The sequence below is a fragment of the Arthrobacter sp. MDT2-34-1 genome (assembly GCF_059091365.1).
The window spans coordinates 2,012,296-2,037,547 of the sequence record NZ_JBNHGO010000001.1; the positions used below are offsets into that span (position 1 = coordinate 2,012,296).

The window sequence follows — 25,252 nt, forward strand, 5'->3', positions numbered from 1 at the left end:
AGAACTGATGACACTCACTACCGTTCAAGCATCCGATGGCTTCGCCGAAGCGTGGCTCGCTACACCCGATGCCGGCACCAGCCGCGGTGCAGTGCTCCTATACATGGATGCGATCGGGTTGCGCCCAAGAATCTGGCAGATAGCGGATCGCATAGCCTCGTGGGGATACACGGTGCTGGCACCAAACATCTTCTACCGGTCCGGCGATATGAAAGAGACCTCACCGTCGGGTGACCTCCACGCGCCCGGCGCCCGCGAAGCGTACTTCGCGGAAGCAGTCCCGCGGATGCAAGCCCTGACAAGTGACCTGTCGCGCGCGGATACCCGCCTCTACATCAAGGCGCTGCAAGAGCACAGCGGCTCGCAGACCATCGCGACGCTCGGCTACTGCATGGGGGTTCGTATCGCGATGCGGGCCGCTGGCGACCACCCCGAGGTGGTGGATGCTATGGCTGGGTTCCACGGCGGGGGACTTGTCACCGAAGAGGCAGACAGTCCGCACCTGAGCCTGGCCGACGCTCGGGCACGGCTGATGTTCCGGCACGCAGACGAGGACCCGTCGATGACACCGTCGGGGATGACCGAGATCAGCCGCGTGTGCGAGACCTCCGGGGTGCCCCTGTCACAGGAGGTATACGCCGGTGCCCCGCACGGGTACAGCATGAGCGACACCCCGGTGTACGACGAAGCCGCAGCGGAACGGCATTTCCGCGACCTCGAAAGCCACTTGGGCGCGGGGCTTGAGCCGTACTGAGACAGCACGTTGGTTACAGGGTGAGAGGGTGAAAACCTCTTAGGTTGGTGGTTACCACAACTGCCAAGTGAATCTACGAGGTCTTCATGGTCCACGGTAACTCCCGTCTAGCCCTTGCCGGTAGGCGGATACTCGTTGAGCGTATTTTGTCCGGCCGGCCGGCAGCACACGTGGCTAAGGAGATGGGCGTCTCCCGCACCTGTGCCTACCGGTGGTTCAACCGCTACCGGGAGCATGGCTGGGACGGGCTGGAAGACCGCTCCTCCAAGCCCCGCTCGTGCCCGCAAGCTACGGAGGAAAAGCTCGTCGCGGACGTGCTCAGGCAACGTGCCGAGCACCGTGAAGGCCTACTCGAACTGGGCATGCGCTGCGGCGTGCATCCGCGCACTGTCTCGCGGATCCTTGCCCGGGCAGACATGCCCAGGCTTTGGGAGCTGGACCCGGTCACCAAGGTGAGGATCCGCGCCGGTCGGGCCACGAAACACCGGTACGAACGCGAAGCCGCCGGTGAACTGCTGCACGTGGGCGTGAAAAAACTTGGTAGTATCCCCGCCGGCGGCGGGTGGTGTGCCCACGGACGCAGCGAGTCAGTGTGCGGGCGCGGCATCGGTTTCGCTACATGCATGTGGCCGTTGACGATCATTCCCGGCCGGCCTATGCCGAGGTCCTGACTGATGAGAAAGGCGCTACCTGCGCCGCTTTCCTGCCCCGGGCCCTGGCCTTCAAGGCAAGGCACGGAGCACCGATGGAAAGTGTCATGACCGATAACGCGCTGGCTTATCGGCGCTCTCGCAACTTACATTCCGTCCCTAAGAACCTAGGCGCAAGCACAAGATTATTAAACCCAGGCATCCGTGGCAGAACGGCAAGGCAGAACGCTTCAACCGCGCGCTTCAGGAAGGTTGGGCCTACCGGCCTCACCGGGTGGCCAAACTTCTACAATAACCACCGCGCTCACAGCGCCCTCGGGGGACAACCACCCGTCAGCAGGTGTCAACAACTTGCTATCTAAGTACAGCCGGCTCGCCATGGGGCCGCACAGAACGAATGAGCCGAGGGGATGCACGATCCCCTCGGCTCATTGGTTCTAGCAACTCTGCAACAGAGATTATCGCCTGATGCGGGATTTACTTAGCTGGTGACGCGCGTCTCCAGACCCATGCGTTCGCGGAACGTGCCCTCACGGTCGGCCGAGTTCAGCGTGATGCCGCGACGGCGCAACTCCGGCACAACAAGGCGCGCGAAGTCCTCAAACGACCCAGGAGAAGTAGCAGCAGTGATCACGAAGCCATCACACGCTTCGGACTGGAACCATTCCTCCAGCTGATCAGCCACTGTCTCGGCGCTACCTACGAATCGCGTACCACTTTTCTGAGCCTTCGAGATAGCGATGTCTCGAAGAGTCGCTTCGCCTCCGAAGTCCTTCCGCGCCGCCTTAATGTAGCCAAGTACTGATCCGCGCACGCCTCTGACAGAAGCCAGAAGTTCGTCCGTCAGCGGTTCGTCCAGCGGCAGAGAACCGAAGTCGAAGTTGGCCTGCTCAGATAGGTAGACCAGGGATTCGATGGGGTCCAAGAGGCTGTTGAAATAGGCTTCCTTGGCCTTCGCTATCTCGTCGGTTTCTCCCACGATCGGCAGGATGGCGGGCATGATGCGGGTGCGAGTGGCCTCGCGCCCGGCGGCGGTCATGAGGGCCTTTTGGCCTCGGTAGTGCTCTTGCGCCACGGACATGTCGTATTGACTGGTGAAGATTAGATCAGCCCACCGCGCTGCAAACTCCTGGCCGGTTTGAGATTGACCCGCTTGCAGAAGTGTCGGCCACCCTTGCGGAGGTCGAGGCACGGATAGGGGGCCATCCGACGAGAAGAACTCGCCCTGATAGTCAATGCGATGCACCGCGTCCGGGTCTGCGAACTCGCCGCTCAGCTTGTCAAGCTTGAGCGCATCCGGACCCCACGATTCCCACAGACGAGTGACCACTTCGAGATGTTCGTGAGCGCGTGCATAGCGGTCCTCAGCAGCCTTGAAGTCGACACCAAAGTTGGCCGCCTCATCGGAGTTTCGCGACGTCACCACGTTCCAAAGGGCGCGCCCCTCTGAGAGATGATCCAAGGTAGCGAAAGCTCGAGCCACCGCGTACGGCATCGAATATGTGGTGGAGTATGTTCCGCCGAGTCCGATTGTGGATGTCTGGGCGCTCAGCATCCCCAGCATGATCAAGAGATCCAACTTGATCGGCTTAGCTCCGCGTTCAACCGAGGCTTTGTGGCTGCCCTGATACGCCGATGGGGTAGCGAGCCGGTCGTCAAAGAAAATGAAGTCGAAGCCGTTGCGCTCTAACATCTGCACGAGCGAGATGTAGTACTGAGCGCTCAGGGTGCGCGTGTCCGTCGAAGCGTGCGTCCAGGCCCCCATCTGCGTTTTCGTCATCGCCGTGGACACGAAGGCGGCTATCGCCATCCCATCGGTGCGGGTCATTGCTAGTTCACCTCGGAGTCGGGAAATACCTTTGCAACCTGGTCGCGCAGGGTGAAGTCGGGCACGGCGCGCATCGTCACGATCTTGCCGTTCTCGTCGAACTGCATGATCTCGTGGATGTAGACGTGCACGGACTTGTCTTCCATCTGCAGCTCGATGTGGAATTGGAAGCCTGCGTAGAGGCCGGTGACCGCAACGACGCCGAGTCGCTCGATGAACTTAAAGTTTCGCGGGCGCGAGTAGAACTCGCGGATGGCTGCGCCGGTCTTTAGCTCGGAACCCATCGGGTCTTCGATGGAGCCGTTCTCAGCGTACAGGGCTGCCATAGCGTCCGCATCGTTCTTTCCCAGCGTCTCGAGGTAGTTGTCGACTAAGTCGGTAATCTGTTCGGGAGTCAGTGACATCGGCGTCTCATTTCTGTGGGCGCGTAACTAGCGGAACAGCAATCTTCTATTCAGAACACTATCGCCGATAGCTGCGTGGGACGTCAAGATGCAACGACGTCCTAGGGCACCCGACTTCGGGCAGGGGACTTGTTCCGAGAGGCAGAACCGAGTTACGATGTCCGGATCATGGAAATGTTCATCGGCGACATGCGCATCGACCCGCTCATCGACGGAGAAATCCTTTCTTCCCCGACGGGTGCCTACACAAACGTGACAGAGGAGGATTGGGAACCGCACCGCCACTTCCTCTGCGGCGACCACGTCCTCAACACTCTCGGCGGCTACCTGGTCCGGACAGGCGACCGCACCGTGCTTGTCGACGCTGGCATCGGGCCCGACGCAATGCGACCCCTCAGCGGCGGTGGACTGCGCTCGTCCCTCATCGCACTGAACGTTCAGCCGTCCGACATCACGGACGTGATTTTCTCGCACCTCCACTTCGACCACATCGGCTGGGCGAGCTTCGACGGCATGCCGTTCTTCCCGAACGCCACCTATCACTGCGACCGGCGCGACTGGAATCACTACGTCACGGCGGACTATGAGCCACCGGCCTTCGAGGTCAGGTACATCAACGTCGAGACGGACTCCGCCTACGCCAAGATGAACCCCCTCGCCGATCGCATGGAGTTTTTCACGGGCGATGACGAAGTGCTTCCAGGCATCACCTCGCTCGACGCCAAAGGCCACACTCCGGGGTCCGTCGTCTTCCAGCTGACCTCCGGAGTTGAGAGCGGGCTCCTGTTGGGGGATCTCGTGCACTCCCAGCCCGAACTCTTCGAAGAGAACTGGGACTTCAGGAACCACGCGGATCACCAGGATGCGATTGCCTCAATTGAGCGCATCCGCCGCAAAATTCAAGACGAAGACCTGCCCTTTGCTGCAGCCCACTTCCCAGGGCTCCACTGGGGACGCCTCGTCACCGAGAAGAACAGGCTCACGGTCGAACAAATAACGTGACCCACGATTTCAAATACCAGCAAGCAAAGGCAGACATAGACACATGGGCAGATTCGACGGACAGATCGCGGCAGTAATCGGCGGCGGCTCGGGCATGGGACGATCCATCAGCCATCGGCTTGCAAGCGACGGCGCGCACGCTTACGTAGTGGACCTCAATGCCGAGTCCGCCGAACGTGTGGCCGGTGAGATTACCGCTGAGGGCCACACGGCAACCCCGTACGCTCTCGACGCCTCCGACGTGGACGGCGTGGAGAAGTTTTACAGCATGCTGGATGCGACCCACGGGCGCGTCGACATCGTTCACCACCAGGTCGGCATCCCCGGCCCCGCGGGCATTGAAGTCGATGAAGAAACCTTCGACCGCATCACAACGGTGAACACCAAGAGTGCGTTCTACACGACAACCCTCGCAATGCCACTCCTCAAACGGTCGACCGGGAGCAAGTCCATCACCATCACCTCGTCGGTTTCCGGCATTGTCGGGTCGCGCTTCAGCCCGCTGTACTCCCTTACTAAGGGCTCCCTCATTCCGTTCGTGAAGGCCATGGCCCTCACCGGCGCGCCTGACGGTATCCGGGTGAACGCAGTGTGCCCCGGGCTCTTCGACACGCCCATGCTGCCCTCGTTCCTCGGGGCAAAGCCGGACACCAGCTTTGAGCAAGAGAAAGAAACCTCTACCTCGAAGATTCCGCTGGGCCGCGCCGGTCAACCGGATGAGATTGCTGGCGTCGTAGCATTCCTAGCGAGTCAGGATGCGAGTTACATCACCGGTGTGGCTCTACCCGTAGACGGGGGCGTGCTCGCGCGCTAGTTCACCAGTACCCTGAGTGGAGTCGACGATGAGTCCACCAATGAATGAAAATGGGGGACAGCACTATGTCAAGCCCGCAGATACAAGGAGATACCGTGCCGAAAGCCGCGCGCGAGACGGCGAGCCTGCCCGAGGGGGAGCTACCCAGCTACCCCATCGGTTCAGTCGACAACGCCCTGCGACTACTCAGCCTTTTTAGCGAGCACAAGAGCGTGCGCATCGCAGACGCTAGCCGCACGCTGGGAGTAGCTCGGTCTACGGCACATCGGATGGTGCAGATGTTGCAATATCGCGGATTCGTGAGCCAGAATCCCGAGACCAAAGCCTATGTTGCTGGGCCCGAACTAATCCGTATGTCCCTGGCCGTAGTGCAGCAGGTAGACCTGCGCACGATTGCGCAGCCGGTAATGGAGCACGTTCTCAGTAGCCTCAACGAGACGGTCCACCTTGCCGAGCTTCGAGGTTCCGACATCTTCTTCATCGACTCGATCGAAAGCACTCGGTCAGTCCGTGTCGGCAAGAGGACAGGGATGATCATGCCCGCTCACTCGACTGCCGCTGGCAAAGCGATGCTCGCGGAATTGGATACGGCGACTCTCCACAGCCTCTACCCGACGGGGAAGCTGCGTAATTTGACGGACTCCACCCTCAAGACGCGAAAGGACCTCGAAGCAGCGCTAGAGACGATCCGGGAGCGCGGTTATGCAGCAAACTTCGGCGAGAGCGAGGCAGACGTTCACTCGGTTGCCGTAGCCATTCACGACGTAACCGGACGAGTCCGTGCCGCCCTCGCGGTCGCTGCGCCCCCGTCGCGTCTTGCACCTGAGGACGTAGAGCACTTCGCGGCAGTTCTCACAGACGGCGCTCGTTCTATCGGCGGATCGCTCGGGGGCTGAGCGAGATACCAACCCTCAAGGCTCGTGCGAGAGGTTCGCTGTCACGCTGTAGTGGTGACGATCTCTTTAGCGCCACCCGGAGGTCGGCGACGAGCGCGTCGGGTTGCTCCGACGCCGGGAAGTGCCCGCCTTTTTCCTGGGGAGTCCACCGGACCACGATGAAGTGGTGTTCGGCCAAGCGCCGGGTTGACCGGTACAGCTCCTTCGGGAAGATCGCCACGGATGTCGGCACCTCAACCTTGGTCGCGGTCGGGCCGAGCTGGCCTGCTGCACCCGCCTCAATGTAGAGACGACCGGCGGACCCACCGGTTGCCTGCGTGAGAAGCCGGACGCCAGCATGCTCTCCCAATTCACCAGCATGCCGTTCCCCATCGAGTCCATCCGCGCAAACATCAACATCACCCTCGGCGGTGGCCTCAACGAACCGCGCGACGCGCCATCGGCACCACCACTTTGGGCCCTCCTGTCCAACCCGGAGCAGCTCGCCCAGGTGCTGGCAGACAGCCGCTGGTCGGATGCCTTCGAAGAATCGGTCCGCTGGGTGGCTCCCACAGCATGTACCCGCGCGAGGCCACGCAGGACACCACGCTCGAAGGCGTCTTCGTGCCCAAGGGTGCGCGCCTCGGCGTCGTAGTCGGCGCCGCCAACCGGGATCCCGCGGTCTTCGAAAACCCCGAGATATACGACATCAACAGGCCTAAGAAACCACATCTGGCTTTTGGCGGCGGCGTCCACTTCTGCGCCGGTTCGTGGTAGCCCGCTCCTCCGTAGTCGGCGTGGCGCTCCCGGGACTCTTTAAGGAGCTGCCAAATCTTCGCCTCAGCCCCGAAGACCCGGCCGTCGACGGAGGCTACGTGTTCCGCGGAATTCTGCACCTACCCGTCCTATGGGACTGAACACGACCAAAACAGCCGATCACCATTTAGGCCATGCCCCTGGGCGGCATGGCCGTTGAAGGAGTGTACGAAATGCCAAAAGTGACCTACAACCACAGCGGCGGCACCGGCGATGTCCTCGATGTAGAAGCAGGGACCAACCTGATGCGCGCCGCAGTCCAAAACGGCGTCGCGGGGATCGTCGGAGAATGCGGCGGCCAGGCGATGTGCGCCACCTGCCACGTCTACGTCCGCGAAGATCATCTGGAAGGACTGCCTGAAGTCAGCGCCGACGAGGACGAAATGCTCGACTGCACCGCCGCAGAACGCACCCACCGCTCCCGCCTGGGCTGCCAAATCATCGTGGGAGACGGCTTGGAAGCAATTGAAGTCGACGTGCCGGAAAGCCAGATCTGACGCGGATGACACGCCCACACGCCTGAATGCCGGCCGCATCGTAATTGTCGGCAACGGCCAGGCCGGCATCCGGGTCGTGGAGTCCCTGCGGAAGGAGGGTTACACCGGTTCTATCACCGTCATCGGCGAGGAGACAGCGTCCCCTATCAGCGGCGTCGTGTGGCCAGGGACAAGGCTGGGCACGAAAGCGCTGAAACAATCCAGAACGCTGTTCACCCACTGAGTTGATCCCAGTCATCGACGGACCTCCGGTCTGAACGCTCTGGCGTGCCTGTAACTCGGCGCTGACTAGGGGAAATACCCTTCGTTACCGGCCTGTTAGGATTGAACTGATCCGAACCCGGAGGTCGTAGGTTCAAATCCTACCCCCGCACCGAATGAAGGCCCTCTGACTAGGAATTTATCCCGGTCGGAGGGCCTTTCTTTTTGGTTGGATACCATTCGGAAACTAGGGGGCGTTCAGAGACTCCTCCCAGTCAGGTCCTTGGCCGCGCTTGCGCCGAGGGCCCATGGTCGACGACGGTTTGGTCGCCAAGGTGCCGCGTCCCGACGTGGCTCATCGTTGAGCTGATGCTGGTTCTGCTGGTTGCAGTGGCACTCCCGGTGTCGAAAACCACCTGGAAGTTCTTCGGGCTTTTCACCACCGATGGATGAGGTGGTCGCGGCCTGCAAGAAGCGCGGACGGCTTCAGTCGGGGCGCCGCGGACGTGCGCAGACACAGCCGAGTGGAGCCCCAGCGCCGTACAAACCCGACGCACCCCCCCAGGAGCCGCCACGAGGATGCGTGCCTACCCGCCCTGGTTAGCCTTTCGCTCGCGTTCCTCGTAGACCTCGTCGCCGGGACCGGTGAACGCCTGGTTGCGCTCGATGGCGTCGATGGAGCCGGTGAACAGCTGGGAGTCGCCTGCGCCGGTCATCGCCGCGGCCGCGGGACGACGGCGGCCAGCGACGGAGGTCTCGCCACTGTTCACCGGGCCGACGGCTTCCCACCGCTGCCGGGGCAGCGCCTGCGGGTATTCGCGCTGCAGGAAGGTAACCATGGATTCCCGCACGAGGCAGCGAAGGTCGAACAGCGTGCCGCTGTCCACGGCACTGACCAGGATGCGCACGCGGACCAGCGAGTTGACGGCGTCGGTGACCTGCAGGATGGCGGTGCGTCCGTCCCAGATCTCGGCCGCCTCCACCACGGCCTTGAGGTGCTCGCGCAGCTCGTCCAGGGGAACCCGCCAGTCCACGTCCAGCTCCACCGTTCCCAGCAGGGCGGCGGTCCGGCGGGTCCAGTTCTCGAAGGGGGTGCTGGTGAAGTAGGTGGAGGGCAGGATCAGCCGCCGGTCATCCCAAATGTGGACCACCACGTACGTCATCGTGATCTCCTCCACCGTGCCCCATTGGTTCTCGACCACGACGACGTCATCCACTCTGATGGCATCCGTGAAGGCCAGCTGCATGCCGGCAAAGACGTTGGTCAGGGAGCTCTGCACCGCGAGGCCGGCGACCACGGACAGGACGCCGGCGGAGGCCAGGATACCGGCACCGAGGGCTCGGACCTGGGGAATGGTTAACAGCACACAGGCGACCGCGATCGTCACGATCAGCGCCACTGCCACACGGCGCCCCAGGATCACCTGCGTCTTGAGCCGGCGCAGTCGTCGGTTGTCCTTGGTGTCCGTGCGGTACTTGGCCAGGATGGCCGCCTCAATGACCAGGAGTACGACGACGGCGAACCAGGCCAGCGCAGCTATGAGCACCACGATCAGGACGAAGTCCACGGCGGTGTGCCACGGCTCATCGGCGGAAGTGATACGCAATCCCACCCGGATTCCGACGACGGCCAGCGCCACCCGGAAGGGGCTGCGCCCGCGGGCCGAGACATCCCGGATGTTCGGCACACGCCGGAAGAGCTGGTTCACTGCAACCCGCAAGAGCGCGGTGATCACCAGTGCTGAGGCAACGGCGATCAGAACTACTGTCGCCGGCTGGATCAGGTAGAGATAATCATCCATATTTTCGATGGTGCAGATCCGGCGCGGAGCCTGTCCAGTCGGGTTGCGCGACGGGCCCGGACAGATACTGGGGCTGGAGTGCTTGGAGTTTCCTGCTCAGGACCACGCAGCCCCAGCCTAACGAAAAACAGTTCGGTTAGGCGAACCGAACCGATTTTGCTAGGTTGGTTTCATGTCAGATTTTTCCAGAGGCAATGAGACCGGCGGTGAGCAGCCCACACCAGGGGTGCAGGTCCGCCACGGCTTCGCCTTGCTGCTCCAATGGGCCAGCAGGAAAAAGATCCGCCGATACGTCTTCGGCCCCGAAGCGGAGGACCTCTCGCCCACCGACACGGCACTGCTGGAACACCTGACCAGGAGCGGCCCGATGCGGCTATCCGACCTGGCCGCGCAGTGGGGAGTGAACAAATCCACCATGACCCCGCAAATCCGCCGCCTCGAAGCCAGGGAATTGATCGACCGCCGGCCGGACCCCGCCGACCGGCGGGCAACCCTCCTACAGACATCCGCCGCCGGTATTCAACTGCAACAGCAGATCGGCGCCGCCGGCGCGGCAGCGTTCGATGAAATACTCTCCAGCTGGTCACCGGAAGACAGGGAAATCCTCGGAGCCATGCTGGTCCGCTTCGCCAACGAACTCTCCGCCGCCACGCCCCGGCTCTTCCAAAACACCGCGTCAGCCCCCACCGACGTTCCTCCGGCCCACGACCCGGAAAGAACCCCCAACCCCTAGAGCAACCCCCCGGGCCGAGATTTCCGCGACGTCTTCCACTCGCGTCGGGGAGGTGTCCCGCGCTCTCAAACTGCTGTCCTCGCCGGAGGGCACTGCCGTGCCTTTCGGCACCGCACCCAAATCGCTCCCATGAACTTTGTGAAGGTTGACTGAATGAGTGAAAGCAACGACATACAAGAAACGGTGACGTCCAGCGGCACGCTCAGGCGCCACGCCCCACTGATCGCGGCCGAAGCCCTCTTCGCATTCTCTGCACTCAGCGCGCTCATGCGCGGCGAGCCCACGGCAGCCGTCATCCCCGTCGCACTGCTACTGGCCTCGTTCCCGGTTCTGCTGGTGGAGCGGTGGGCGCACGTTGAGATCCCCGCACGCCTACAGGGGCTCTACGCAGTGCTGCTGCTCGGCGGCCCGTACCTGGGAAGCCAACTGGGTTTCTACGCCATATGGACACCGTGGGACACGGTCGTGCACTTCTACTCCGGGTTCGTCGTCGCGCTCGGGATCGTTTTTGCCCTGGGCATCACCGGCCGCCGTTACGGGTTTTCGATGCCGCCCTGGCTCGCAGTGGTGATGATCGTCGCGTTCAGCGGTTTCGTCGCCCTGCTGTGGGAGATCGCGGAGTTCGCCTCCGATGCCGTGCTCGGCACCGAAGCCCAGATCACCAACTTCGACACCATGACGGACCTGATCGCCGGAACCGCGTCGGCGATCATCGTGGCGGCCATGCGGATCCTCGTCCGGCACAAGGGACAGTTCCCCTCCGCCGAGGTCCTGACGCAGGGCCCACCACCTCGGCAGGTACCCAGTGCGCACACCCCGGCCGCGGGGCACCCTGGGAGTGCTCCGGTGACCCAGGGCGCCATGCGATAAGACCCGAACCACCGGGCCGACGTGGCCCGGCCGCCGTCGCACTTGAATCACAGGTTTCCCCGGAGCGTGCGGTGACGCTCCTCACCAAATTCGCCATTTGGCCACTGGGGGGTCTACAGTCAGAAACGCCGCAGGGTGGAGCAGTTCGGCAGCTCGCCGGGTTCACAACCCGGAGGTCGTAGGTTCAAATCCTACCCCCGCAACTACTAGTGGGACCCTTGCCTGTTTCAGGCCGGGGTCCCACTTTTTTGGCCTACTCCCCTGCCGGAGCGCAGCCCGGAACCAGCCGGCAGCGCCCGAAGACGGACCCGAACGACCACGGGCAGCAGCCCGGCCGCCGACCAACGGCGGGCAGCAGCGCGCGGCCAGGAGCACCGCATGGCGGAGCCGCGCCGCGGGTTTGTCCCCAGCGGCGTCCGGGCGGGGAGACGGAGGCGGGGCCCGGAAAAATTGCTCCCCCGCAGGTGGGCACGGACAGGCTTGGGAGGTCTACGCTGTTCACCGCCACGGTTTTTTGGGCGACGTGCCGCTGACAAAAGCGGCAGGCGCCGCCCGCGAGAGAAGGAGAATCCGATGGCTAACGCCGAAGACGACAGCATCTCGAACAATGAGGCGCTGAAACCACTCGTCGAACGCAGTCGCTTCGGCGTGGCGGAACGGCGCAAGCCCGCCGATGCCGATTCCGAGGCCAAGCGCCCGCCCATATCCAGCACGGAACTGAGCAAGGGGCCCGCCGAACTCACCGAGAACCGCGGCCCCCGGGTCAACTGGCGGGTTTTCATCATCTCGTCCGTGATCGTCCTGGCCTTCTCCATTTGGGCCATCATGGCCCCGGGCAACGCGGCCGGCACGATGCACACCATGGTCGGCTGGATCGCCACCAACCTGGGCTGGTTCTACGTCCTGACTGTCACCCTCGTCATTCTTTTCGTCCTGTGGGTGGCCCTCTCCAAGGAAGGCAGCGTCAGGCTCGGCCCCGACCACTCACGCCCCCAGTACAACCTCTTCACCTGGGTCGCCATGCTCTTCGCCGCCGGCGTGGGCATCGACATGCTCTTCTACTCCGTCACCGGCCCGATCACGCAATACATCAACCCTCCCACCGCCGCACCCGAATCGGCGGAAGCCGCGCAGGACGCCGTCGTCTGGACCATGTTCCACTACGGGGTGGCCGGCTGGTCGATGTATGCCCTTCTCGGCATGGCGATGGGGTATTTCGCCTACCGCTGGGGCATGCCGCTGTCCATCAGGGCCGCGCTCTACCCGCTGCTGGGTAAGCGCGTGCGCGGGGCGACCGGCGACGTCATCGACATTTTCGCCTTGGTCGGCACCGTCTTCGGCGTCGCCACGTCGATGGGCATCGGCGTCGTCCTGCTCAACGTCGGCTTCAGCTGGTTGTTCGGCCTGCCGGAGGGCCTGGCCCTGCAGATTGCCCTGGTGCTCGTCGCCGTCGTCATGACCGTGGCGGCCTGTACCTCCGGCGTCGACAAGGGGATCCGGTGGATCTCCGAACTGAACCTGTGGGCGGCCGGAGCGATGATGCTCTACATCCTGGTCACGGGCAAGACCTCGTTCCTGCTGAACGCCATGGTCGAGAACATCGGCCGCTTCATCTTCTCGCTGCCGGAGCGCACCCTGCAGACCCTGGCCTACGAGGAAGACGGTTCGGCGTGGATGGCCGGCTGGACCCTCTTCTTCTGGGCCTTCTGGCTGGCCTGGGGCCCGTTCGTCGGCCTCTTCCTGGCACGGATCTCGCGCGGCCGGACCCTGCGGGAATTCGTCATCGCGGCCATCACCGCCCCGGTCCTCTGCGACTTCTTCATCGTCTCAATCTTCGGCAACAGCGCCATGAGCGAGGTGCTCGCCGGCAATACCGAGTTCGCCCAGGAAGCCATCAACAGCCCCGAGCACGGGTGGTATGCGCTGCTGGAAATGTTCCCGGGCGCGCCGTTCCTGATCGGTCTGGCCACCCTCTCGGGCCTGCTGTTCTACCTCACCAGCGCCAATTCCGGTGCGATGGTGATGTCGAACTTCTCCTCCATGATTCCCGATCCGGCGATGGACGGCGCCAAGTGGCTGCGCATCTTCTGGGCCCTGGTCACCGCGTTCCTCACGGTGGCCATGCTGGTGGCCGGCGGCGTGACAACCATGGAATACGCAACCCTGATCTTCGCGTTGCCGGTGACCGTCATCGCGTATCTGGTGATGGCCTCCTTCTCGAAGGTGCTCAGGATGGAACGGGCCGAGCGCGAGGGGCAGGTGCTGCGACGGCGCACTGCTGCCGCCCATGGCGGGCAGATACCGGAGAAGACCTGGCGGCAGCGCCTGGCGCGGCTGCGGTCCTACCCGTCGAACAAGGCCGTGGCACAGTTCGCCGAGAGGGTCGTGCAGCCCGCGCTGCAGGACGTCGCCAAGGAATTCACCGAACTCGGCTACGAGGCAGAAATGACGACGACGCCGAACCCGAAGACCGGCATCGACGAGCACATCCTCGTGGTGAATATGGACGACCACCGCGACTTCCACTACCAAGTGGCCGCGGTCGAGGCCCCCGTTCCGACCTTCGGCGGCCGCAGCATGCCCCGCGAGATCGACACGTACTACCGGCTCGAGGTGTTCACCCAGACCGGCAGCGAGGGCTACGACCTCATGGGCTTGACCCAGCAACAGGTCATCAACGACGTCCTCGACCGGTACGAGGCGCACCTGGCGTTCCTCAAGTACTCCAGCGAACACGCCTACGCCTCCGTCCTCACCCCCGTGGTGCCGCCGACGACCGAGTCGATTCCCCACGTGCCCAAGAAGGCCGACGACGTCGAGAAGCTCGACGAATCCTAGGAGCGCCGGCCGGCGTCTCGGCGGGCACAATGACTCCCGACGAGCCGCCGGCCCCGTTCCGATACAGTCGTTGCATGGGCACCGACGACACTTCCTTCCATACCCGCAAGTGGGTGCGCCCCGAAGACCTCAACGCCAACGGCACCCTTTTTGGCGGCAGCTTGCTGCGGTGGATCGACGAACAGGCGGCCATCTACGCCATCGTCCAGCTGGGCAACGGCAAGGCAGTCACCAAGTACATGTCGGAGATCAACTTCGTCAGCTCCGCCCGCCAGGGCGATCTGATCGAGATGGGCCTGAAGGCCACGCATTTCGGCCGGACGTCCCTGACGATGCGGGCCGAGGTGCGGAACATGTTCACGCGCCAATCGATCCTGACCATCGAGAAGATCGTGTTCGTGAACCTGGGCGAGGACGGCAAACCCGCACCGCACGGCTTCACCGAGATCACGTACAGCCGCGACAGGGTTCCCCGGCAGCACCTGGACTCGGTACCCGACAGCAGCCCTTAAGGCCGGGTGCACCGGCACAAGGAACGCGGGTGCACAGTTCCGGACGGGTGCGGCGAACGCGCATCTGTGGAGGACAACCGGCAGCGGGGATCCGGGCCTGTTCGTTCCCCGCATGCGGTGGAACAATGACGGCCATGACCGATTACATGCACGTCATCGCCGACGAGTCGGACCGCTTCATTGACACCCTGCGGAACAGCGATCCGCATGCGGCGGTGCCGACGTGCCCCGGGTGGACCTCGGACGATCTGTTGTGGCACCTGACCACGGTGCATGCGTTTTGGGCGGCAATACTTCGCGACGAGGCCCAGACGGATGCCGACTCCGAACGCCTCGAGGCGCAGGAACCGCAGCATCCCGGCAGCCGTGGCGCCGTACTGGGCTTGTTCGGGCAGCACACGGCCGATCTTCTCGCCGAACTCCACAAACGCCGCGACAGTGATCCGGCATGGTTTTGGCTGGAGCCGGCCAAAACGGTGGGTTCCATTCGGCGCATGCAGGCTCACGAGGCCACGATGCACCGCATCGACGCCGAGCTCACCACCGGCGCAGACTCAGCACCGGTCGATCCCCATATGGCCGCCGACGGGATTGCCCATGCAGTGGAGGTGATGTGGGCCTGGTGGGGAACCCTGCCCGGCTTCGAGTTCACGCCGGTGGCGGATGTGGTTGAACTGGCAGCCTCCGACAATGCCTCCGTCTGGCGTCTGCAGCCCGGCCGCTGGAGAGGCAGGGGTGAATCCGGAACGTCCTACGACAAGCCCGGCGTCGTTCTCACGTCCGGCGGCGCGGTCGGGGCAAGGGTCAGCGGGTCTGCGGAAGCTATCTATCGCTGGTTGTGGGGCCGCGCCCCGGAACCGGACACGACGGGCGACCCCACCAGCCTGGCCGCGCTCCGCGAGGCTCAATCCGAAGGGATGCAGTAGGCGGACGGGTCCGAGGACCCGGCCCGCCGCCGTCGTTGTTTGTGAGGGGTTACTCCGTCGCCGCCAGCTGGCCGCAGGCGCCGTCGATCTCCTTGCCGCGGGTGTCGCGCAGCGTGGTGGGGACGCCGGCGTCGTTGAGCCGGGCCACGAACTCGCGGGTGACGTCCGGGTCGGACGAGGTCCAGATGGAACCCGGGGTCGGGTTCAGCGGGATGGGGTTGACGTGCACCCAGCCGCGGCCGCGTTTGTTGAGCTTCTTGGCCAGCAGGTCGGCCCGCCACGCGTGGTCGTTCATATCCTTGATCAGCGCGTACTCGATGGAGACGCGCCGGCCGGTGCGCTGGTAGTAGCCGTAGGCGGCGTCCAGTGCTTCGTCGACCTTCCAGCGGGAGTTCACCGGGATCAGTTCGTCGCGCAGTTCGTCGTCCGGGGCGTGCAGGCTGAGCGCGAAGGTGAAGGGAAGGTTCTCGTCGGCCAGCTTGTTGATCGCCGGCACCAGGCCCACGGTGGAGACGGTGATGCCGCGGGCGCTCATGCCCAGGCCCTCGGGCGCCTCGTCCACCATGCGGTGCACGGCATTCATCACGCGCTTGTAGTTGGCCAGCGGCTCGCCCATGCCCATGAAAACGATGTTGGTAACCCGCCCCGCGTCCGGGCCGGCGTCCTTGCGCTTGCCGCCGAGGCCGCCCTCGGCGATGACCCGGTTGGCCTTAACGATCTGGTCCAGAATTTCCGCGGTGGACATGTTGCGGGTCAGGCCGGCCTGGCCGGTGGCGCAGAACGGGCAGTTCATGCCGCAGCCACACTGGCTGGAAACGCAGAGCGTGACCCGGCCCGGGTAGCGCATCAGGACCGATTCGACCAGCGAGCCGTCGAAGAGCCGCCACAGGAACTTGATCGTGTCGCCGTTGTCGGTGGTCAGGCGCTTGACCTCGGTGAGGAGGGTGGGGAAGAAGGTCTCGGCCAGTTCCGCGCGCCGCTCCTTGGGCAGGTCGCTCATGCGCTCGGGGTCGGTGGTGTAGTGCTGGAAGTAATGCGTGGACAGCTGCTTGGCGCGAAACGCCGGCAGTCCCAGCTCCTTCATTTTTTCCTGCCGCTCGACCAGCGTCATGTCGGCGAGATGGACCGGCGGCTGCGTGACCCGCGGGGACTTGAACTGCAGCAGCGGACGGCCCTCGCTGGTGACGGCCTGGTTCCAGCCCTCGGCGGCGGGACGCACCTGGGGCCGGTCGGAAGTTTTTTGGGGGGAAGAAATCTGCGAAGACATTGCCACCTATTGTCTCACAGACACGATATAGTTCTCCCTCCCCCGCCGGCCGGCCCGGACCGCGGCTGGTGCCGTCCGCTCGGCCGCCGCCCCGGACGGGCGAGGTGTGCTTATTCTGGTCCAATGCGGATATGGAGCCTGCACCCCCGGCTGCTCGACCGGAGGGGTCTGGTGGCCTGCTGGCGGGAGGCCCTGCTGGCGCAAAAGGTTCTCGCAGGCGAAACCAAGGGCTACCGCAACCACCCGCAGCTGCAGCGGTTCCGTGCCGCGGAGGACCCGATGGCGGCCATCGGCGCCTACCTGGAGGGGCTGGCAGCCGAGGCTGCGGCCCGCGGATATGCCTTCAACACCAGCCTGATCCGGTGTCCGGGAACCTCGGCGGCCGGTGCTGCCGCAAGGCAGCGGCAGCCTCGCCTGCCGGTCCATTCGGAACAGCTCAGCTTCGAACTGAAGCATCTGATCGCCAAACTCGCGGTGCGGGACCCGGCCCACGCCGTGGTCCTGAACCAGGGGCTGGAGCGGCAAAGCCCCGGCCGGGTCCCCGACCCGCATCCGCTGTTCACCACGGTCGAGGGACCGGTGGAGGATTGGGAACGGCCGGTGTGACGCCTTCCGGCCCGCCCGCGTGAACGCGGCCGGCCCGGACATGGCCGAGTCGGAGGCCAGTTGTATCGAGCGGAGAGGTTGATTGAGTGGCTCACTCGCCCCGGCCGTGCACCGGCCTGGCGTTCGTCGGGGGTTCTCCGACCTCCTGGATGGTGTGGCCGCCGCAAGCCGCCGTGAGTACGCTGGCCCGCTCGATGCGTGACACGGTAAACCATCGCATGGCGTTGCGCAGCCGGCACCACCCGACCAGGTACCACTGGCCGTTCGTGGAGGCGAACAGCACTGGCTCAACGTCGCGGGTAGTCGTGGTCTCGTCTCCCGACGTGTAGCGAATGCGGATCACGCGCTGCTCGGCCATCGCTTCCTCCAGTGCCGACTTGATGGAACGCGACGAGGAGGGAAGCGCGTTGACCCAGACGCGGTGGGCCAGCTCGTCGGCCCGTGCTCGTGTTTTGGGATCGAGGACGTCCAGGATCTTCTGGATACCTGCTGCTGCCAGATCGGCGTAGGGGGCATCGGGTGCAGCGGACACGGCTGCCATGAGCGCCACGGCCTGCGCCGGGGACAGGCTGACGGGCGGCAGCGACGCGCCTGTAGCCAAGCCGTAGCCACCGCCGGGGCCCGGGCGAGACCACACAGGCGCACCGCTGTTCTCTAACGCGTCGAGGTCTCTCTTAATAGTGCGCACGGACACCGCGAACTCTCTCGCCAACCGGTCGGCGGAAACCCCCCGTGCACCGCTGCGGCGCAAAATCTCGGACAGGGCATGGAGCCGCTCGACCCGCTTCACAGTTCAGGCGCCGACAGAATCATGACATAAATAGTGACATACCCTTGTCCGCAGTGCCTGCGAGGGTAGGGCCATGACAACTACCACGAGCACTCCGACCATCATTCTCATCGCCGGCCACTGGCTGGGCGCTTGGGCGTGGGATGAAGTCCTTGAACACCTGACGACCGACCGCTCCCGCGCAATCGCGATGACGCTGCCCGGTCTCGACGGGGACGATCCCGAGCGTGCGGCGAAGACTCTCGACGATCAAGCCGCGGCGGTCCTGGACGTCTTCACTGAACTCGGGGTCTCCGAGGATCTGCCCGCGACTCTCGTCGCCCACAGCGGGGCGAACGCCCCCGTCAGCCTCGTCCTCGACCGTCACCCTGAGCTTGTCCATCGAGTGGTGTGGGTCGACTCCGGCCCCGTGGCGACGGGAAGCGCCTTCGCCCCGGACCTCCCGGAGGAGTTGGAGGAGCTTCCGCTGCCGCCCCTCGACGTCCTCGCGCAGCAGGCGAGCCTCGAAGGCCTGAGCGCAGAGGTCCTTGAGCGTTTTCAGGCCCGGGCCGTCCCTGAGCCCGGACCCGTGCTGCGTCAGCCCGTCGAGCTCACGAACGATGCCCGCCGCACGGTCCGGACCACCCTGGTGTGCTGCTCGATCCCGAGCGCGCAGGTGCTGGAACTGGCCCGCGCAGGCCATGCCATGTTTGCCGAAGTCGCGAACATCGAGCACCTCGACGTCCTTGACCTCCCGACGGGGCACTGGCCTATGTGGAGCCGTCCCCGCGACCTCGCCACGGCCATCCGGTCAGCGGCTTCTCGAACCAACTGAACTGCACGTACAACCTGAAGGGGTCGGCCGCATCCGTGGCGCATGCGGCTGCCAGCCGCCCTTCCCACGCTTGATCAACGTGCCCGGTCAGTAGAGCCAGGGGCCGGCCCTGGGCGTGCCCGGCCGGGAGCTAGCGGCTCCGGCCCTCCTGGAAGCGCACAATGCGCTCGATGGCCGTGGCCACGGCGTCGGCACCGGCGGCAAAGGACAGCCGGACGGAGCGGGTGCCGTTGACGGCATCGAAGTCGGCGCCGGGGACCAGTGCCACGCCCTCTTCCTCCAGGAGCGCCCGGCAGTATTCGGCCGAATCGGCGAAGCCCTCCAACTGCCGCCCGAGGTCGGCGTACAGGTAGAAGGCCCCGTCGGCCGGTGCCGCGCTCCCCCACTCGAGCCGGCTCAGGTTCTGCAGCAACAGGGCGCGCACCTCGGCGAACGCGGCCACCGCGGCCTCCGCCTCCCTGTAGGAGTCCGCCTCGAACGCCGCCAGTGCCGCCAGCTGGGCCGGGGCCGGCGGGCACAGCGCCACGTTTCCGGCGAGCGCATCGAAGGCCGGCGCGAGGTCGCGCGGCATCAGCGCCCAGCCCAGCCGCCACCCCGTCATCCCCCAGTACTTGGAGAAGGAAGAAATAACGACGGCGGTGCGGTCCAGTTCCCAGGCGCAGGTTCCGCGGGCATCCGGTTCCGCGGGATCGGCCGGATACGTGATGCCCTGGTAGATCTCGTCGCTGACCAGGCGAACCCCATGCTCGGCGCACCAGGCCGTGAGCGCGGCGAGCTCGCTCCGCGACACCATGGTGCCGGTGGGGTTGGCCGGCGACGCCAGCACGAGGCCGGCCAGCGGCCCATGGGCCGCCGCCGCTGCGGCCAGCAGTTCCGGCGTCGGCTGGTAGCGGGCTTCCGGACCGCAGTCGATCTCCACCACCTCGCAGCCGAGCGCTCGCAGAATGTTCCGGTAGGCCGGATAGCCCGGCCGCGCCAGCGCCACCCGGTCGCCCGCATTGAACGCGCTCAGGAACGCCAACATGAAGGCCCCGGATGACCCCGTGGTCACGGCCACTTCCTCCGCCGCCACGTCCAACCCGTACCAGCGCCGGTAGTGGCCCGCGATCGCTGCCCTCAGCTCCTGGATGCCAAGCGCGCTGGTGTAGGTCAGCGGCCGGCCGGAGGCGTGGATCTCGGCGGCCCGCTCGGACACTGCCCGCGGGGCGCCGCCCGCAGGTTCCCCCGCGCACAACGACACCACGTCCCGGCCGGCAGCGCGCATCTGCGCGACCCGGTCTAGGATGCTCATCACTTGGAACGGCGGCACCTGGGAACGGCCGGCCACCTGCAGTTCGTTCACGATCCTCAGAATCAGCCGGCGGTACCGGCGGTCTTGGCGATGTAGACGTCGCAGGCGGCCTTGTGGGTCACGGAACTGGCCACGCTGCCGAGCACCCGGCCCAGCCCCTGCATGCCCACGTTGCCGACCACGATCAGGCGGGCGTTGACGCGTTCCGCCTCTGCCACCAGCGCGTCTTGGGGCTTGCCGAGCACCGCCGTGTAGCTGGTCCTCAGGCCCTCCGCGCCCAGTTCTGCCGCGACGTCCCTGGCTACCTTCTCGGCCCGCTCCGACTCGTGGATGAACCACTTGTCGTTGCCGATCTCCACGACTTCGGTCGCATCGGATTCGTGGGCGGTAACCACCCGGAGCTCGGCGCCCATCGACGCGGCGAGTTTAGCCGCGGTGCGCGCCGCCTTCATGGCGGTATCGCTGCCGTCTACTCCTACGATGATGATTCCGGCCATCGGGCCACCCCTTCGAGCACGTCGTCTGGCGGCCACGTGGGCCGTTTCACACCAACTTACCCGCCGCGTGGGCGATCCGCCGGGAGCCGCGGGTCGCCGTCGTCGTTATCAGTCCACGAACTCCGACTGGGTCTCGATGAACTCCCAATCTTCTTCCGGCAGCGTTGCTTCCTTCAGGTCCGGGCCGCCCGCCTCGTAGACCGCCGCCGCCGCATCTGCGTCCACGACGTCTGCCCTCAGGTTTTCCCGGAACCACTGCTTGTGGCCGGTTGGCAGCTTCAGCCACCACTGTTCAATCCGCAATTCCGCCATCTCGCGCCTCCTTGTGCCTCGCCGCTACTACTTCCACCGTAGGTCTGTGGTTTCCCGCGGACAAGTGAGGCCTGCACGCGGGTGCCGCCGGCAGCGGCGACAACTACCTCTGCCGGTAGCTGTTGGCTCGTACCGGCCGGAGTGCCACAGTGGACCTCGTCCGCACTCCCGTTGCGCCGCGCCGGCCGCGGGCCCGCCTGGAAGGAACAGCCAATGGACCGCATGGTTTTCATCAACTTGCCCGTCAGCGACCTGAAGAAGGCCACGGACTTCTACACCGGTCTGGGTTATACGCTGAATCCGGACTTCTCCTCGCCGGATGCCTCGTCGGTGGTCATTTCCGACACAATCGTGGTGATGCTGCTGACCCAGGAGCATTTCGGCAAGTTCCTCCGGAACGGCACTCCGCATCTGGGCTCGGCTGCCAAGGAAGTGCTGGTGGCCCTCAGCGCCGAGTCGCCCGAGGAGGTGGACCGGTTCGTGGCCAACGCGAGGTCGGGCGGCGGCACCATCTACCGGCCGGCGGAAGAAGAGATGCCGGGCATGTACGGGGCCGCCATTGCGGACCCGGACGGACACGTCTGGGAGATTATGCACATGTCACCGGAGGCGATGCAGGCAGTCGCGGAGCAGAACGCCGCGGCGGGCAACGCCGACGGGGCACAGTAGCTTCTGCGCGGCCCGGTTGCCCTGCCGGCCGGCCGCATCCCGAAAATGCCTGGATGCGACCCCGGGAGTTCCCGGGACCGGCGGTTGGCTCCCGCTGCCGGCGCTCGGCTTTCTTGCCCGGCGAACCTATGGGTCGGCTCGAAGTTCTGGCACAGTGAAGAGAAGCAGCCGGCACGGGCAGCGGGCCGGGAGCCGATCGACGCGGAGGTCCGCCATGACAGCCTCAACAACGGGCACCACCCGCCCGACCGTCCTGTTCGTGGGCGTGCGGGATGCCGGCCGCTCACAGATGGCCGCCGCCTACCTCTCCCAGCTCGCCGAGGGCGGCATCGAGGCCCGGTCGGCCGGAACCCGGCCAAGGGGACGGCTGGACGCCGCCGTCGTCGAGGCCATGGCCGAAGAGGGCATCGACCTGTCCGCCGTGCGTCCCACGGCAGTCACCCACGAATCGGTCAACAAGGCGCAGATGGTGGTCACGTTGGGTTCCGGCGACGAATGCCCGGTGGTCCCCGGCCGGCGCTATGAAGACTGGGACGTGGACGACCCCGCAGGCCGGGACGCTGCCGGCGTGCGGGCGATCCGTGACGACATCAAGCACCGGGTCCAGCACTTGCTATCAGAACTGCAGCCGGCCCTGCACCCGGACGCGCAGTAGAGCACGCAGGGCAGTAGAGCCCGCACGGGGACGTCAGGCTGGATGCCGGAGCCTTTCCTCGGCCGGGCTCAGGTCCCCGGCGCCTCGGCAGGCGCCTCACTCGCCGCCTCGGCGTACGAGGCCGAGATCCGACGATAGACCGGGGTCAGGAAGGCCAGCAGGGCGGCCACGATCATGACGATCCCGGCCACGAGAAACACCAGGGCGATGCCGCGGGACGTGCCCTCGCCCAGGAGCGGTGCGAGGGTGGCGGCGCCGTCACCCGAGCGCGCGTACGGGATGATCCAGACTTGCGCGATCGGCGCGATAAGGAACGCGGTGACCGGCGCAGCCGCGGATTCGAAGGCCATGGCGAATCCGAACACCCTGCCCTGCCGCTGCAGCGGAACCACCTGCTGGATGACCGTCTGCTCGGCGGCCTCCACGAGAGGCACCAGCGCCAGGTAGAGCCAGATCCCGGCAATGTACAGCCAGGCCCACTCGCGAATTGTGAACACCGCGCCGATGGCCCCCATCACGATCACCGCGATGAGCATGGTGCGCAGCGGATTACGCCCGAGCCCGAACTTGCCGATCACCGCGCCGCCCACGATGAATCCGGTGGAGCCGAGCGCGAGGTACGCGCCCCACAGTTCCACGGGGAACAGTTCCAGCCCGTAGGGATCCATGAGCGCCATGTAAACCCCGCCGATGAAATTGTTGAAGGTGGAGAACAGGATCAGCGCGAACAGTCCGGCGATGGCCAGCACGGCGGCGACGGAACCGCGCACGTCGAAGCTGCCGCGAGCGTCCGTGGCGGCCGCGCGCACCTCCTCCGGCATGCGCAGGGTGAGCAGGTGCAGGAAGGCGAGCGCCGTGAGCACCAAGGAGACCGCGATCGTCCCGCCCATACCGAGCAGGCCGACCGACAGCCCCGATAGCACCGAGGTAACGATGAACGCCAGGCCCTGCACCATGCCCACAAGACCGTTGGCATTGGCCCGCCGCTCCGGGTCGACGAGGATGGTCACCGTGGTGGAGAGGGCAATGTTGCGCATGTTCTCCACCACCGCGCCGATCAGAATGATCAGGGAGAAGACCCAGAACCACGGCCGGGTGAGGTCCAAAAGCCAGGCCTGCGGGGTCAGCAGGAACATGGCCCCGGACAGAAGGAACATCGCCAAGGTGAATACGGCGGCGAAGCGCATCACGGCCAGCTTGCGGTAGCGGTCCACGAACGTGCCGAAGCTGATGCTGGAAAGCGCAATCAGCAGCATGTATGCCCCGCCGATCACCCCGGTGGCGATCACGTTGCGCGTCTCCAAATACACCCAAAACGTCAACGCGAACCACAGGTAGCTGGTGGTGATGTTGGCCAGGGCCGTATTCACCAGGATTCCCCTGAACGTGCGGTACCGCTGTGCAGTGCTGCGCACGGTCGTGTCGACTGCGGCTGGATCGACGAGGTTCGGTGCTTCACCGTCCCCGATCGGCACCGAAGCACCGGCCGCCCCCGCGGTAAGACCCGCACCCTCCTGATGAGCCGGGGCCCCGGTAAATCCCGGTTCCTGCTCGGTCATGCGTCCCAGTGTACTGACCAGGCCCAGGCACGGTCACGGCAAAATTTTGCTCAACCGTGCCAACTCCCGGCACCGGAATGTGGCGGGGTAACTACAGGTGCAGGTGACTAACTGCAGGTGTAGGTGACGCCGTCCACGACGTGCGTGCCCGGTCCCAGCTCGCCACAGGCTTCCATGAGGTAACCGACGCCTGCCAGCGCGATGATGATGAACAGCATCAGCAGCACCGTGCCCACGGCGCCGATGATGATGCCGGCGAGCGCAAAGCCGTTTTTGGCACCCGCGCGCTTGGACTGCACCATGCCGATGATGCTGACGATCAGCCCGGCCACCGTCAGCGGTCCGAGCAGGGACAGGATAAAGCCGACGATCCCCATGGTCCTGCCGGGAACGGGTTGCCCGGGACCGGGCTGTCCCGGGTACCCGTAAGGCTCGTTTGGTTGCTGGTATGCCTGGCCGGCGCCCTGTTGCGGGTAGGCGGGGTAGGCGTCCTGTTGCGGGTGGGCGGGGTAGGCGGGGTAGGCGCCCTGCGTGGACGGCGGCTGCTGGGAAGCCGCGGGCTCGGGATGCTCCCCGTGGCCAGTGGGAGTAGACATGTGGTTCCTCTCATCGGTGCGTAAACGATTTATCGTCCCCACGAACACCCTATGTCCGGCGGCCGCGGATCAGCCCCGGCCCACCAGCGTGTCGACCTGTTCCAGCAAGGCGTCCATCTCGCCGTCGGCCAATTGGTATTGCTGCGCATCCGGCGAGAAGAAGGTCGCGCTGTAGTAGAGGCCGTCGCCGATCAGCTTCACGGCCTGCGCCAGCGGCCGGCTGCCAAGCGCCTGCTCCAAGGCATCCAGCCAGAGTTCCTGGATCCCGGCAAAGGTCCTCGCCGCGGACGGGTGGCCTTGCTGGACCAGGCGCGCCACGGCCACGATGGCCCGGTCCAGCGGCGAATCGACGAACCTGGACGTGCGCACGTAGTAGCGGGCCGCTCCTTCCGGGGCACTGATGATCTGCTCCGCGTCGGCGGCGGTCAGCGCGGAGAGCCGCTCGCACAGGGCGTCCACCATCGCCTCCTTGGACGGAAAGTGGTACAGCAGCCCGCCCTTCGACACCCCGGCCGCCGCCGCGACGGCGTCCATCGTGGCGGCTCGCTCGCCCTCTTTGATCAGGATGTCCTCGAAGTTGTCGAGGATCCGGTCTCTCGCACTGGCCATTCACCCATCCTAGGACTCCCCCCGCCCGCGGAGCTGCCGCTTTGCAGGTAAACCGTCCAGACGGT

At 65.3% G+C, this 25,252-nt stretch carries 26 protein-coding genes, 1 tRNA gene and 1 pseudogene; 17 read left to right on the forward strand and 11 right to left on the reverse strand.

Features of this window, described 5'->3' with window-relative positions:
• Nucleotides 1–7 precede the first annotated feature (7 nt).
• Nucleotides 8–754 (forward strand): dienelactone hydrolase family protein, encoded by a 747-nt coding sequence (locus tag AC5RVV_RS09420; protein WP_494001056.1) that lies wholly within the window; start codon nucleotides 8–10, stop codon nucleotides 752–754.
• Nucleotides 755–840: 86 nt separating this feature from the next.
• Nucleotides 841–1,766, forward strand: a pseudogene (locus AC5RVV_RS09425) (IS481 family transposase).
• 119 nt (nucleotides 1,767–1,885) lie between these two features.
• On the opposite strand, the gene AC5RVV_RS09430 reads toward AC5RVV_RS09425, so the two are convergent.
• Both AC5RVV_RS09430 and AC5RVV_RS09435 read right to left on the reverse strand, forming a co-directional pair.
• Nucleotides 1,886–3,232, reverse strand: coding sequence for an NtaA/DmoA family FMN-dependent monooxygenase (locus AC5RVV_RS09430; protein WP_494001057.1), 1,347 nt, complete (start codon nucleotides 3,230–3,232; stop codon nucleotides 1,886–1,888).
• Between the two features lie 2 nt (nucleotides 3,233–3,234).
• Nucleotides 3,235–3,636, reverse strand: coding sequence for a nuclear transport factor 2 family protein (locus AC5RVV_RS09435; RefSeq protein WP_494001058.1), 402 nt, complete (start codon nucleotides 3,634–3,636; stop codon nucleotides 3,235–3,237).
• Between the two features lie 168 nt (nucleotides 3,637–3,804).
• On the opposite strand from AC5RVV_RS09435, the gene AC5RVV_RS09440 reads away from it, so the two are divergent.
• The 5 genes from AC5RVV_RS09440 to AC5RVV_RS09460 all read left to right on the forward strand — a co-directional run bounded on the left by AC5RVV_RS09440 (nucleotide 3,805) and on the right by AC5RVV_RS09460 (nucleotide 7,640).
• Entirely contained in the window at nucleotides 3,805–4,638 is an 834-nt protein-coding gene (locus AC5RVV_RS09440; protein WP_494001059.1) for an MBL fold metallo-hydrolase, read from the forward strand.
• Between the two features lie 43 nt (nucleotides 4,639–4,681).
• A complete protein-coding gene (locus tag AC5RVV_RS09445; protein ID WP_494001060.1) occupies nucleotides 4,682–5,452 on the forward strand; it encodes an SDR family NAD(P)-dependent oxidoreductase in 771 nt (256 codons plus the stop codon).
• Between the two features lie 95 nt (nucleotides 5,453–5,547).
• Nucleotides 5,548–6,348, forward strand: coding sequence for an IclR family transcriptional regulator (locus AC5RVV_RS09450; protein WP_494001061.1), 801 nt, complete (start codon nucleotides 5,548–5,550; stop codon nucleotides 6,346–6,348).
• A 555-nt stretch (nucleotides 6,349–6,903) separates the two neighbouring features.
• Nucleotides 6,904–7,104 (forward strand): cytochrome P450, encoded by a 201-nt coding sequence (locus AC5RVV_RS09455; protein ID WP_494001062.1) that lies wholly within the window; start codon nucleotides 6,904–6,906, stop codon nucleotides 7,102–7,104.
• 212 nt (nucleotides 7,105–7,316) lie between these two features.
• A complete protein-coding gene (locus AC5RVV_RS09460; protein ID WP_494001063.1) occupies nucleotides 7,317–7,640 on the forward strand; it encodes a 2Fe-2S iron-sulfur cluster-binding protein in 324 nt (107 codons plus the stop codon).
• A 788-nt stretch (nucleotides 7,641–8,428) separates the two neighbouring features.
• Here the strand turns inward: AC5RVV_RS09460 and AC5RVV_RS09465 are convergent.
• A complete protein-coding gene (locus AC5RVV_RS09465) occupies nucleotides 8,429–9,643 on the reverse strand; it encodes a mechanosensitive ion channel family protein (RefSeq protein WP_494001064.1) in 1,215 nt (404 codons plus the stop codon).
• Nucleotides 9,644–9,815: 172 nt separating this feature from the next.
• Here AC5RVV_RS09465 and AC5RVV_RS09470 point away from each other — a divergent pair, with 172 nt between their 5' ends.
• The 6 genes from AC5RVV_RS09470 to AC5RVV_RS09495 all read left to right on the forward strand — a co-directional run bounded on the left by AC5RVV_RS09470 (nucleotide 9,816) and on the right by AC5RVV_RS09495 (nucleotide 15,522).
• A complete protein-coding gene (locus AC5RVV_RS09470; RefSeq protein WP_494001065.1) occupies nucleotides 9,816–10,376 on the forward strand; it encodes a MarR family winged helix-turn-helix transcriptional regulator in 561 nt (186 codons plus the stop codon).
• Nucleotides 10,377–10,529: 153 nt separating this feature from the next.
• Entirely contained in the window at nucleotides 10,530–11,246 is a 717-nt protein-coding gene (locus AC5RVV_RS09475) for a DUF2238 domain-containing protein (protein ID WP_494001066.1), read from the forward strand.
• Between the two features lie 129 nt (nucleotides 11,247–11,375).
• Nucleotides 11,376–11,449: transfer RNA gene (locus AC5RVV_RS09480), tRNA-Val, on the forward strand.
• Between the two features lie 370 nt (nucleotides 11,450–11,819).
• Entirely contained in the window at nucleotides 11,820–14,084 is a 2,265-nt protein-coding gene (gene betT, locus AC5RVV_RS09485; RefSeq protein WP_494001067.1) for a choline BCCT transporter BetT, read from the forward strand.
• 74 nt (nucleotides 14,085–14,158) lie between these two features.
• Nucleotides 14,159–14,596, forward strand: coding sequence for an acyl-CoA thioesterase (locus tag AC5RVV_RS09490; protein ID WP_494001068.1), 438 nt, complete (start codon nucleotides 14,159–14,161; stop codon nucleotides 14,594–14,596).
• Between the two features lie 134 nt (nucleotides 14,597–14,730).
• Nucleotides 14,731–15,522, forward strand: a complete 792-nt coding sequence (locus AC5RVV_RS09495; RefSeq protein WP_494001069.1) for a maleylpyruvate isomerase family mycothiol-dependent enzyme — start codon at nucleotides 14,731–14,733, stop codon at nucleotides 15,520–15,522.
• Between the two features lie 49 nt (nucleotides 15,523–15,571).
• On the opposite strand, the gene rlmN is transcribed toward AC5RVV_RS09495, so the two are convergent.
• Nucleotides 15,572–16,789, reverse strand: coding sequence for a dual-specificity RNA methyltransferase RlmN (gene rlmN, locus AC5RVV_RS09500; protein ID WP_494001070.1), 1,218 nt, complete (start codon nucleotides 16,787–16,789; stop codon nucleotides 15,572–15,574).
• A 123-nt stretch (nucleotides 16,790–16,912) separates the two neighbouring features.
• Here rlmN and AC5RVV_RS09505 point away from each other — a divergent pair, with 123 nt between their 5' ends.
• Entirely contained in the window at nucleotides 16,913–17,395 is a 483-nt protein-coding gene (locus AC5RVV_RS09505; protein ID WP_494001071.1) for a pyrimidine dimer DNA glycosylase/endonuclease V, read from the forward strand.
• Between the two features lie 91 nt (nucleotides 17,396–17,486).
• Here AC5RVV_RS09505 and AC5RVV_RS09510 read toward each other — a convergent pair whose 3' ends face one another.
• The gene (locus tag AC5RVV_RS09510) at nucleotides 17,487–18,185 is read right to left on the reverse strand and encodes a helix-turn-helix transcriptional regulator (protein WP_494001072.1); all 699 of its coding nucleotides are present in this window, start codon (nucleotides 18,183–18,185) and stop codon (nucleotides 17,487–17,489) included.
• Between the two features lie 73 nt (nucleotides 18,186–18,258).
• On the opposite strand from AC5RVV_RS09510, the gene AC5RVV_RS09515 reads away from it, so the two are divergent.
• A complete protein-coding gene (locus AC5RVV_RS09515; RefSeq protein WP_494001073.1) occupies nucleotides 18,259–18,999 on the forward strand; it encodes an alpha/beta fold hydrolase in 741 nt (246 codons plus the stop codon).
• Between the two features lie 130 nt (nucleotides 19,000–19,129).
• Here the strand turns inward: AC5RVV_RS09515 and AC5RVV_RS09520 are convergent, their stop codons facing one another.
• The 3 genes from AC5RVV_RS09520 to AC5RVV_RS09530 form a co-directional block, all read right to left on the reverse strand.
• Nucleotides 19,130–20,290, reverse strand: coding sequence for an aminotransferase class I/II-fold pyridoxal phosphate-dependent enzyme (locus tag AC5RVV_RS09520; RefSeq protein ID WP_494001320.1), 1,161 nt, complete (start codon nucleotides 20,288–20,290; stop codon nucleotides 19,130–19,132).
• 62 nt (nucleotides 20,291–20,352) lie between these two features.
• Nucleotides 20,353–20,787, reverse strand: a complete 435-nt coding sequence (locus tag AC5RVV_RS09525) for a universal stress protein (protein ID WP_494001074.1) — start codon at nucleotides 20,785–20,787, stop codon at nucleotides 20,353–20,355.
• 108 nt (nucleotides 20,788–20,895) lie between these two features.
• Nucleotides 20,896–21,099, reverse strand: a complete 204-nt coding sequence (locus AC5RVV_RS09530; RefSeq protein ID WP_494001075.1) for a hypothetical protein — start codon at nucleotides 21,097–21,099, stop codon at nucleotides 20,896–20,898.
• Between the two features lie 213 nt (nucleotides 21,100–21,312).
• On the opposite strand from AC5RVV_RS09530, the gene AC5RVV_RS09535 reads away from it, so the two are divergent.
• Nucleotides 21,313–21,768, forward strand: coding sequence for a VOC family protein (locus AC5RVV_RS09535; protein ID WP_494001076.1), 456 nt, complete (start codon nucleotides 21,313–21,315; stop codon nucleotides 21,766–21,768).
• Between the two features lie 214 nt (nucleotides 21,769–21,982).
• Nucleotides 21,983–22,423 (forward strand): arsenate-mycothiol transferase ArsC, encoded by a 441-nt coding sequence (locus tag AC5RVV_RS09540; protein ID WP_494001077.1) that lies wholly within the window; start codon nucleotides 21,983–21,985, stop codon nucleotides 22,421–22,423.
• 68 nt (nucleotides 22,424–22,491) lie between these two features.
• Here the strand turns inward: AC5RVV_RS09540 and AC5RVV_RS09545 are convergent, their stop codons facing one another.
• The 3 genes from AC5RVV_RS09545 to AC5RVV_RS09555 all read right to left on the reverse strand — a co-directional run bounded on the left by AC5RVV_RS09545 (nucleotide 22,492) and on the right by AC5RVV_RS09555 (nucleotide 25,187).
• Nucleotides 22,492–23,982, reverse strand: coding sequence for an MFS transporter (locus AC5RVV_RS09545; RefSeq protein ID WP_494001078.1), 1,491 nt, complete (start codon nucleotides 23,980–23,982; stop codon nucleotides 22,492–22,494).
• Between the two features lie 107 nt (nucleotides 23,983–24,089).
• A complete protein-coding gene (locus AC5RVV_RS09550; RefSeq protein WP_494001079.1) occupies nucleotides 24,090–24,578 on the reverse strand; it encodes a DUF4190 domain-containing protein in 489 nt (162 codons plus the stop codon).
• Nucleotides 24,579–24,647: 69 nt separating this feature from the next.
• Nucleotides 24,648–25,187, reverse strand: a complete 540-nt coding sequence (locus tag AC5RVV_RS09555; RefSeq protein ID WP_494001080.1) for a TetR/AcrR family transcriptional regulator — start codon at nucleotides 25,185–25,187, stop codon at nucleotides 24,648–24,650.
• Nucleotides 25,188–25,252: the final 65 nt, after the last annotated feature.